This is a genomic window from Mesorhizobium sp. M1E.F.Ca.ET.041.01.1.1, assembly GCF_003997355.1.
GTDB lineage: Bacteria > Pseudomonadota > Alphaproteobacteria > Rhizobiales > Rhizobiaceae > Mesorhizobium.
In genome coordinates this window covers 1-9,078 of record NZ_RZSL01000224.1, presented here as the reverse complement: position 1 = coordinate 9,078, position 9,078 = coordinate 1, and the positions used below count along the sequence as shown (strand labels likewise).

Here is a 9,078-nt window from a genome sequence, read left to right as displayed (position 1 = left end):
CAAAACCTCCAGAATCAACAATGGCGGCTACAGAATCACATACAATTCAACCGCTTCAAGCCATTTTCCGACGGCGCCTCTTCACGCTTGACCACAGCACGAAGCAAATGTGTGCGCACGCTAGCCCCCTGGGGGAGAAGGTGGATCGGCGCGTTAGCGCCGAGACGGATGAGGGGTGCTCCAGCGGAGTGAGACGTTGGCGTTCCCTGGAACACCCCTCATCCGTCGCCTTCGGCGACACCTTCTCCCACAAGGGGAGAAGGGGGAGCTTCATCCATTCACGGCGCGACAATCCTGCGGCGCCTCGGCCCTTTCGGTCAGCCCATAATCACGCACGACATGGGCGATGCGCAGACGATAGCCGGCAAAGATTCCGCCGCGTCCCGCTTTCTGCGCCTGCCGATGCTCCTCGGTGTTGCGCCAGGCCTTCACCGCTTCCTCGTCGCGCCAGAACGACAGCGAGAGCAAGCGCTTCGGATCGGTCAGGCTCTGGAAGCGCTCGACCGAGATGAAGCCGTCGATGCTCTCAAGCAGCGGTCTGAGCTCCGCGGCGATGCCGAGATAGGCATCGCGCTTGCCTTCCGCCGGCTCTACTTCGAAGATGACAGCGATCATGCCTCTATCCCTTCCTTCACGATTACATCGGTGTGAAACATCTGCCTCGGCCCGTGCGGGCCCGACACCAGTTTCAGGAAGATCCGGTCTTCCTTGAGGATGAACTTCTCGCGCCGTGCGAAGTCGTAGTTTGCCTTGCCGGCGGGGTCGGCGGCAAGCCGCGCGCGATAGGCCTCGTAAGCTGCGAGGTTCTCGATGCTGTAAGCGGCGTAGGCTGTGGTGGCCGAGCCCTCATGCGGCGCGAAATAGCCGATCAGGTCGGCGCCGCAGCGCGGGATGGCCTGGCCCCAGGCGCGCGCATATTGCTCGAAGGCCGCCTTGCCGAACGGATCGATCTCGTAGCGGATGAAGCAGGTGATGGTCATGGCGGTCTCCTCGTCGGTTGGCTTCACGGCGGCGATGGTTCGATCGTGGTCGAAACATCGCTGGCGTCGGCGTGCTAGGCATTCTCCTGTCAGGAGCGTTTGCCTGGCGGCTTGAGCTGGCTCGAGAATAGTGCTCCCCTCGCGGGAATGCTTCGATAAGGATCGAACTATGCGTGAAGGACCAGACATTGCCCGCATCGCCAGCCTGGTCGGCGACCCGGCCCGCGCCAACATGCTCAACGCGCTGATGGGCGGCACGGCGCTGACCGCATCGGAACTTGCGCTGGAAGCCGGCGTCTCGCTGCCCACTGCGTCCTCGCATCTGTCGAAGCTGATGGATGGCGGGCTGCTGACGCTCGCGAGCCAGGGCCGGCATCGCTATTACGGCCTCGCCAGCCCGCAGGTGGCGGGCATGATCGAAGCGATCATCGGCGTTGCCGAAGCCGTCGGCCCGAAGCGGGTTCGGCCCGGCCCGCGCGATGCGGCCATGCGCGTGGCGCGGGTGTGCTACGACCATCTCGCCGGCGAGCAGGCGGTGGCGATGCTCGACCGTCTCGTCGACAGACGAGTGCTGCTGCGCGAGGAAAACGAGATCAGGCTCTCACCGTCAGGTATTTCGCATTTCGCCGCGCTCGACATCGCGATCGACACCAAGGCCAGACGGCCGGTGTGCCGCGCCTGCCTCGACTGGAGCGTGCGGCGATCGCACCTCGCCGGCGCGCTGGGCGCCGCCATCCTCGACAAGATCATCTCCGAGAAATGGGCGCGGCGCGAGAAGGACAGCCGCGCCGTGGTGTTCTCGCCGAAGGGCAGGCAGGAATTCGAGAGGGTGTTTCTCAGCTGAGGTCGCCGGCGATAGTTTCGGGATGCTGGCGGGACAGCGCCCCCCTCTGGCCTGCCGGCCATCTCCCCCTCAAGGGGGGAGATTGAACGTCATCTTGGCTTTCGCCAATCTCCATCGTTGCAAGGGGAGCGCCGTCGGCGAAACTGCTAATCTCCCCACTTGAGGGGGAGATGCCCGGCAGGGCAGAGGGGGGTGCTGGCCCGCCGATCTTCAACCCCGCTTCAACACCTTGCCCAGCCTGAAGAAATCCGCCCACGGGTCGGCCTTCTTCAGCTCACTCAGCGTCGTCGCGTCGCCGAGCGGGAAAGCGTTGGGAGCCAAGCCCTTTTCGAGTTCCGGCCAGGTCACCGGCATCGACACCGTCGCGCCCTTCTTGGCGCGCGACGAGTAGGGCGCGACCGTGGTCGAGCCTCTGCCGTTGCGCAGATAGTCGACGAAGATCTTGCCCGTGCGCGCCTTCTTCGACAGGGTCGCCGTGTAGCGGTCGGGCGAAGCCTGCTCCAGCGCCCGAGCGAAGTCATGAGCAAAATCCTTGACCTCGTCCCAGTCCGCCGACGGCTTCAACGGCACCAGCACGTGATAGCCCTTGCCGCCGGAGGTCTTGACCAGGTTCGGCAGCGACAGCTCGTCGAGCCGCTTATGGATGTCGAGCGCCGCCTCGCGCACGCGTTTGACGTCGACGCCTTCGTCCGGATCGAGGTCGAAAATGATCTGGTCCGGCTTTTCCAGCTCGTCGACGGTCGAGCCCCAGATATGGACCTCGACCACACCGTACTGGACGAGCGCGGCAAGCCCGTCGAAATCCCTGATGAACAGGATCTCCTCGCCGTCGGTCGGATCCTTCATCCTGGCGATCTTGTCGCTCATGCCGGGCGAGGCATGTTTCTGGAAGAAGCGCTGCCCGTGGATGCCATCCGGCGCCCGCACGAGAGCCAGCGGCCGGTCGACGACGAACGCCTCCATGCGCGGCCAGACCAGCGCGTAATGGTCGAGCAGATCCTGTTTGGAGACCTTCTCGTCGGGCCACAGCAGCTTGTCGGGATGCGAGAGTTTTATCGAGGTCATCGCCGTTCCGGCCGAGGGTTTTGGCGCGGTCTTGCCGCTACCCGACTTTGCTTCAGCCTTGCCGTCGGCCTGCTTCGGCTTTTCCTGCATGACTTCCTCCGCCGGCTTGTCCTCGCGCAGCCCCTGGAACGAGGCGTGGCGGATTATACGGTCGGATGTCCAGCTTCGGAACTCCACTTCGCCGACAAGTTCAGGCCTGACCCAGGTAAGGCCCTTACCCTTCGGCACGGCCATCGAGAATGGCGATTCCTTGGCCTCGAGGCCGTCGAGCTTCTTCTTGAGACCGGCCATTACCTTGCCGGAAAAGCCGGTGCCGACGCGGCCGGCATAGTGCAACTTGCCGCCTTCATGGTAGCCGACCAGCAGGGAGCGCAGGCCGCGTCCGGTCTTGTCCGAGGGCAGGTAGCCGCCAATGACGAATTCCTGGCGCAGCGTGCATTTCGACTTCACCCAGGTCAACCCTCGCCCGCTGCGGTAGGGCGCGTCGGCGCGTTTCGACACCACGCCCTCGAGACCCATGCGGCAGACATGCTGCAGGATGACCTTGCCGGGTTCGGAAAAATGGTCGCTGAAGCGCAGCGCCGAGTCCTCCGGCTGCTCGCCGAGCAGTTCGGCGAGCGCCTGCTTGCGCTCGACCAGCGGCTCGCGGCGCAAATCCTCGCCGTCGAGCCGCATCAGATCGAAGACATAGTAGATGAAGCGGTCGGCGCGGCGGGCCGAAAGGTCCGCCTGCAGCAGGGGGAAGGACGACACGCCGCTGTCGGCCAGCACGACGATCTCGCCGTCGATGATGGCATCCCGGCATTTGAGACCGGCGAGCGCGGCGGTGACCGGGCCTTCAAATTTCTTTGTCCAGTCGAGGCCGGCGCGCGTCAGCAGCCTGACGTCGCTGCCGGCGATCTGCGCCTGCATGCGGTAGCCGTCGAACTTCACCTCATGCAGCCAGTCATCACCGGAAGGCGCGTTCTTTTCCAGCGTGGCGAGCTGCGGCTCGATGAATTCGAGGCGCTTGGCATGGCCGGCCTTGGCCTTGCCGGCAGCGGGCTTGTTCGAATGCCAGACCTTTGGCTTCTCGCCTTTGGCTGACTTGCCTTGGCCGACCTCCTCGATCGTGAGGCCGGACCTCACCGATTGCGGCTCGTCCTTGAGGACGTCCTCGCCAGGGCGGGCGGCGGCATCGTCGGACTTGATCAGCAGCCAGTTGTCGCGCTTTTCGCCAGGCCTGGGCTTCAGCCTGACCAGATGCCAGCGGCCATGCAATTTGTGGCCTTCGAGCTCGAAATCGATATGGCCTTTCTTCATGCCTTCGGCCGGATCGCCTTCCGGAACCCATCTGCCGTCATCCCAGACGATGACCGAGCCGCCGCCATATTCGCCCTTCGGAATGGTGCCTTCGAAGGAGGCATAGTCGATCGGGTGGTCCTCGACATGCACGGCCAACCGCTTCTCATGCGGATCGAGGCTCGGGCCGCGCGTCACCGCCCAGCTCCACAGCACGCCATCGTGCTCCAGCCGAAAATCATAGTGGAGCCGCGTGGCGGCGTGCTTCTGGACGACGAAAATGCCGCCGGCCCCACTTTTCTTGTGCCGGCCGACCTTGCCGGCCGGTTCGGCGGTTTTCCGGAAATCGCGCTTGGCGTGATATTGCTCGAGGCCGGCCATGGCGACGTGCTCCTATGCGGATTTGCGTTTAGCCGCGGAGGCCTTCGCCCGCACCTTCGATGAAGATTTGCCGGCTTTGCCGCCGCCCTCTGCGTTCAGGCTCTTCTTCAGCGCGTCGAACAGGTTGACGACATTGGACGGCTTCGCCGGCGCTTTGACCTTGGGCGCCTTCTTGCCGGCCTTCTTGGCGCGGATCAGCTCGAGCAGCGCATCCCCGTAACGGTCGTCGAACTTCGAAGGGTCGAACTTCGTCTTCTTGCTGTTGATGATGTGCTCGGCGAGATCGATCATCTCGTCATCCGTCCTGGTTGCCTCGATGTCGTCGAACACGGTGCCTGGCTGGCGCACCGTATCGTCGTAGCGCAGTGTCGTCAGCACCATACCCTTGCCGAGCGGCTCGATCACCACGGGGCGCTCGCGTTGGTAGAGCACGATGCGGGCGAGGCCGGCCATCTTCTTCGCCGCCATCGCGTCGCGGATGACGGCAAAAGCCTCTTGCGACACCTTGTCCGCCGGCGAGACATAGTAGGGTGTGTCGAGATAGATCTGCTCGATCGAGGATTTCTCGACGAAGCCGTCGAGGCTCATCGTGTGCGAGGACTCGATCTCAACCGCCTCGATCTCGTCTTCCTCGATATGGACGAAGTCGCCGTCGCTGACCTCGTAGCCCTTGATCTCGTCGCCTTCTTCCAGGGGCTTGCCGGTCTCGGCGTCGACATAGATGCGCTTGACGGTATTGCCGGTCTTGCGGTTGAGGATGCGGAACGAAACCTTCTCGGCATGGGTGACGACGTTGGTCAGCTCGATGCCGCAAGTGACCAGCGACAGTTTCAGATAGCCCTTCCAGGCGGGGCGCGGTGCCATGGCGAACTCCTGCGCGATGCGATCTCAGTCGCAACGGACAGGGGCTCGCTTGGGTTCCGGGCGTGCGCCTTGTCGTTGCATAGCCATCAGGCCGCCAGCAGGTTGATCCTGTTCTCGGCAATCTCGGTGAGCTTGCGGTCGGTGGCCTGCTCTTCCTTGAGGTTCTTGGCCAGCACATTGGCGCAGTCGCTGCGGCCGAGTTGCCTGGCCCAGGCGATCAGCGTGCCGTAGCGTGTGATCTCGTAGTGCTCGACCGCCTGCGCGGACGCGATCAGCGCGGCATCGAGAACCTCCTTGTCGCCGACGTCGCCGCTCACCTCGTCGGCTTCCTCGAGGATGCCGTCGATGGCCGGGCAGTTGATGGCCTTGGCCTTGACGCCATGCAGCTCGAACACCTGCTCGACGCGATCGATATGGCCCCTGGTCTGTTCGAGATGTTTTTCGAAACCGGCCTTCAGCTGCGGGTCGGTCGCCTCGCCGATCATCTTCGGCAGGGTCCGCTCGATCTGCTTTTCGGCATAGTAGATCTCGCGCAGCATATGGATGAAGAGGTCGTCCAGCGTCTTGATGTCTTTCGAGAAGAAACCCATGGCTTTTGCCTTCCCTTGCTTGTGCCGGGTGGGGGATTCGAACGGCGGCGCGGCCGCCTTCGTCGGAGCGATCCGCACGGTCGTGAAGGGTCAACGTGCCCCACCCGGGCGGGTTCCTGACGTTTTCCGGACGCGCAATGAAATTTCCGGGTGGCGGCCGAACGTGAAACAGAAGCGCGCCCAAGCGACATCGGGACGAAACATATGTGATGCAAAAGTCACACGATCCGAAATCGCGACAAAAGGCGTGGAAAGACCGCGAATCAGCCGCATTCCAGCCACGAAGCAACGACTTTCGGACCAGAAATTAACATGACGTTCACCGACTATTCACGCCTCGACGCTATGCTCTCGGACAATTCGGAAGGGACATCCGAAAACGGGACAGGGACAGGTAAAATGAACTTCTGGAACCACATCGCCGGCTATGCCGCCGCCATTCGCGAATTCGTCGCGCCGACCTATCGGCCCGAGCGCTATTACATGCGCGGCCCAGGTCCGGCCTGCGCGCGCCGCGGCAACACGCTCGGCGTCGGCACGAACTGACCAAAATGCCCGACAGCCGCCACAACAGCCGGATCTGCAAGCCGGCCGCCGACAGCCGCGCCACGACCTATCGTGACGAGCGCCCCGCCGTCGCCGACGGCAGGCGTGCGACAACGCCGCGACTTTGACGCCGCCGCCGGCTGGCTTAGTGTCCCCCTGGTTTAGTCTCTAGGGGCACAAGCAGCCGGGGCCGACATGACCGACCTGCCCGAACAGAAACGTCCCCTTCTCCCAGGCCAAGCTTACGACGCCCGCCAGCCGTTTATCGTCTTCGACGGCGTCTGCGTGTTCTGCTCCGGCTTCGTCCGGATGATAGTCCGGCTTGACCGTGACAAACGCTTCCGCTTCGCCACCGCGCAATCGCCGCTCGGCGAGGCGCTGTTTCGCGAACATGGCCTGCCGACCGACAATTACGAGACCAACCTCGCCATCATCGACGGCGTGGCCTTCACGAAGCTCGATAGTTTCGTCGTCATCATGGCCACGCTCGGCTGGCCCTGGCGCGCGGCGAGGCTGCTGCTCGTCCTGCCGCAGCCGCTGCGCGACTGGCTCTATGACCGCGTCGCGAAAAACCGCTATGCGCTGTTCGGCAGGAAGGACAGCTGCGAGATCCCGTCCGCCGAACTGCGGCAGCGGCTGATCGGCTAAAGCATGTCTCGCGAAAGTGGGAACCGGTTTCGCGACAAAGACATGCATCAGGCCATCGGTGGCGGTTGTCGCCCACTGTCACGACCGGTCATGGTCCGCAAGGTTCGAGCACGATCGCTGCCGCCGCCGCGCTGCCCAGCTCGCGGCAGCCTTTGGCAGTGCACAGCGTCCAGCCTTCCCCGGTCGCGCCGGAGGCTGCCAGCACCAGGCGCTGCTGCGGCCCGATCCGCGGCGTATAGACCCACCAGCCGTCCCGCAGCACCGAGCCCTGTGGCGGCTCCATGCCGGCGCCGGAGCCCTTCACGCGAGCCTCAACGATCCGCAGCCCGGAGGGCGTCACTGTCCAGTCCTCCTGCCAGCGCGTGCGCTCCACCGAATGCGTCCAGGACAGCGTGAAGGCGGCCGTGGCCAGGACCACGGTTTTGCCGGCAGCAAGGATGCAAAGGCTCACGCAGCGTCCCTTGCCGAGGCCTGGCGCGCGCGCCAGCAGTGCCAGCCGATCCACGCAAACGACAGCACCCAGCCGGTCTCGTCGGTAAGCGGCAGCGCCGCGACCAGGAGCACGCCGGCAACGAAAGCGACGATGCGCTCCCACCAGGCCATGCGGCGGGCGAGGAAGCCGACGGCGGCGGCGCCCCAGAGCACGATGCCCATGCAGGCTTTGACGACGATGTAGGCGACCTCGACCGGATAGCCGAACGAGGCGGTGATCGGGCCGGCATCCTGCAGCATCAGCGCCGGCGTGTAGACCGCCATGAACGGCACGACAAAGCCGGCGATGGCGAGCTTGGTCGCCTGGATGCCGATCTTGAGGCCGCTTTCCCTGGCCATGGGAGCGGCGGCGAAGGCGGCAAGCGCCACCGGCGGGGTGAGATCGGCCATGATGCCGAAATAGAAGACGAACATGTGGCTGACCAGCAACGGCACGCCGAGCGACAGCAGCGCCGGGCCGGCGAGCGAAGAGGTGATGATGTAGTTGGGGATGGTCGGGATGCCCATGCCGAGCACGAGGCAGGTGAGCATGGTCAGCACCAGCGACAGGAACAGATTGTTCTCGCCGATGGAGATGATCCAGCCGATGAAGGTCGAAGCGATGCCGGTCAGCGTCAGCGTGCCGATGACGATGCCGACGATGGCGCAGGCGATGCCGACCGGCAGCGCGTTCTTGGCGCCTTCGGCAAGCGAGTCGACGCAGATGCGCAGCGTCTCCCGCCCGCCCCTGAAGGTGAAGCAGGCGACAACGAGCGCCCCGATGACGAGGCCGAGACTATTGACGCCGAAGCGCGTGAAGGAGGCGGCGGCAAGCCCGAGCGCCAGCCAGAAGACGACGCGGAACGCAAATGGCCCGATCAGCGCCGCCAGCGGCGCGCCGAGGATCAGCACGATGGTCAGCGCCAGGCCCATGGTGCCGGCGAAGATCGGCGTATAGCCGGCAAACAGGAGATAGACGAGCACGGCAAGCGGCAGCACCAGCGGCCAGTGCTGCCGCACCGCGTCCCAGGGATTGGGCAGGTCGCCCTTGGCCATGCCGTGCAAGCCGGCTTTGCCAGCCTCCAGATGCACCTGCCAGAAGCAGGCGCCGAAATAGAGCAGCGCCGGGATGATCGCCGCCTTCACCACCTCGGCATAGGCGATGTTCAGCGTCTCGGCCATGATGAAGGCGACCGCGCCCATCACCGGCGGCATGATCTGGCCGCCCATCGAGGAGGTCGCCTCGACGGCGCCGGCAAAGGCCGCGCGGAAGCCGAAGCGTTTCATCAGCGGAATGGTGAACTGGCCGCTTGCCACGACATTGGCAACGCCCGAACCGGAGATGGTGCCCATTAACGCCGAGGAGAGCACGCAGACCTGGGCCGGGCCGCCGCGCCAGGAGCCGACA

General features: G+C 64.5%; 10 protein-coding genes. 3 read left to right on the top strand and 7 right to left on the bottom strand.

The annotated features are described in order from the left end of the window. Positions 1 to 270 precede the first annotated feature (270 nt). A complete protein-coding gene (locus tag EOA38_RS18895; protein WP_127299936.1) occupies positions 271 to 615 on the bottom strand; it encodes an antibiotic biosynthesis monooxygenase in 345 nt (114 codons plus the stop codon). Continuing rightward, positions 612 to 980: an NIPSNAP family protein gene (locus tag EOA38_RS18890; RefSeq protein ID WP_126091014.1), complete on the bottom strand. Its 369-nt coding sequence runs from the start codon at positions 978 to 980 to the stop codon at positions 612 to 614. The genes EOA38_RS18895 and EOA38_RS18890 overlap by 4 nt, the downstream gene beginning before the upstream one ends. A gap of 169 nt (positions 981 to 1,149) precedes the next feature. Between EOA38_RS18890 and EOA38_RS18885 the strand changes: the two genes are divergently transcribed. Then, on the top strand, positions 1,150 to 1,824 hold the full coding sequence (locus EOA38_RS18885) for a winged helix-turn-helix domain-containing protein (protein ID WP_127299935.1): 675 nt from the start codon (positions 1,150 to 1,152) through the stop codon (positions 1,822 to 1,824). A 210-nt stretch (positions 1,825 to 2,034) separates the two neighbouring features. Here EOA38_RS18885 and ligD read toward each other — a convergent pair whose 3' ends face one another. The 3 genes from ligD to EOA38_RS18865 all read right to left on the bottom strand — a co-directional run bounded on the left by ligD (position 2,035) and on the right by EOA38_RS18865 (position 6,005). Then, the gene (gene ligD, locus EOA38_RS18875) at positions 2,035 to 4,551 is read right to left on the bottom strand and encodes a DNA ligase D (RefSeq protein ID WP_127299934.1); all 2,517 of its coding nucleotides are present in this window, start codon (positions 4,549 to 4,551) and stop codon (positions 2,035 to 2,037) included. Positions 4,552 to 4,563: 12 nt separating this feature from the next. Beyond that, positions 4,564 to 5,415 (bottom strand): Ku protein, encoded by an 852-nt coding sequence (locus tag EOA38_RS18870; protein WP_127299933.1) that lies wholly within the window; start codon positions 5,413 to 5,415, stop codon positions 4,564 to 4,566. A gap of 86 nt (positions 5,416 to 5,501) precedes the next feature. Then, a complete protein-coding gene (locus EOA38_RS18865; RefSeq protein ID WP_127221943.1) occupies positions 5,502 to 6,005 on the bottom strand; it encodes a ferritin-like domain-containing protein in 504 nt (167 codons plus the stop codon). A gap of 399 nt (positions 6,006 to 6,404) precedes the next feature. Here EOA38_RS18865 and EOA38_RS18860 point away from each other — a divergent pair, with 399 nt between their 5' ends. Further along, entirely contained in the window at positions 6,405 to 6,551 is a 147-nt protein-coding gene (locus tag EOA38_RS18860) for a hypothetical protein (protein ID WP_126091019.1), read from the top strand. A 195-nt stretch (positions 6,552 to 6,746) separates the two neighbouring features. Next, positions 6,747 to 7,199, top strand: a complete 453-nt coding sequence (locus EOA38_RS18855; RefSeq protein ID WP_127299932.1) for a DCC1-like thiol-disulfide oxidoreductase family protein — start codon at positions 6,747 to 6,749, stop codon at positions 7,197 to 7,199. A gap of 88 nt (positions 7,200 to 7,287) precedes the next feature. Here EOA38_RS18855 and EOA38_RS18850 read toward each other — a convergent pair whose 3' ends face one another. Next, a complete protein-coding gene (locus EOA38_RS18850) occupies positions 7,288 to 7,650 on the bottom strand; it encodes a DUF1850 domain-containing protein (RefSeq protein ID WP_127299931.1) in 363 nt (120 codons plus the stop codon). Then, on the bottom strand, positions 7,647 to 9,078 hold a 1,432-nt coding region (locus EOA38_RS18845; RefSeq protein WP_127299930.1), incomplete at its 5' end, for a TRAP transporter fused permease subunit. The genes EOA38_RS18850 and EOA38_RS18845, both read right to left, overlap by 4 nt.

Coding starts and splice junctions, on each gene's coding strand:
- EOA38_RS18895 (WP_127299936.1), bottom strand. CDS start 615: ATGATCGCTGTCATCTTCGAAGTAGAGCCGGCGGAAGGCAAGCGCGAT.
- EOA38_RS18890 (WP_126091014.1), bottom strand. CDS start 980: ATGACCATCACCTGCTTCATCCGCTACGAGATCGATCCGTTCGGCAAG.
- EOA38_RS18885 (WP_127299935.1), top strand. CDS start 1,150: ATGCGTGAAGGACCAGACATTGCCCGCATCGCCAGCCTGGTCGGCGAC.
- ligD (WP_127299934.1), bottom strand. CDS start 4,551: ATGGCCGGCCTCGAGCAATATCACGCCAAGCGCGATTTCCGGAAAACC.
- EOA38_RS18870 (WP_127299933.1), bottom strand. CDS start 5,415: ATGGCACCGCGCCCCGCCTGGAAGGGCTATCTGAAACTGTCGCTGGTC.
- EOA38_RS18865 (WP_127221943.1), bottom strand. CDS start 6,005: ATGGGTTTCTTCTCGAAAGACATCAAGACGCTGGACGACCTCTTCATC.
- EOA38_RS18860 (WP_126091019.1), top strand. CDS start 6,405: ATGAACTTCTGGAACCACATCGCCGGCTATGCCGCCGCCATTCGCGAA.
- EOA38_RS18855 (WP_127299932.1), top strand. CDS start 6,747: ATGACCGACCTGCCCGAACAGAAACGTCCCCTTCTCCCAGGCCAAGCT.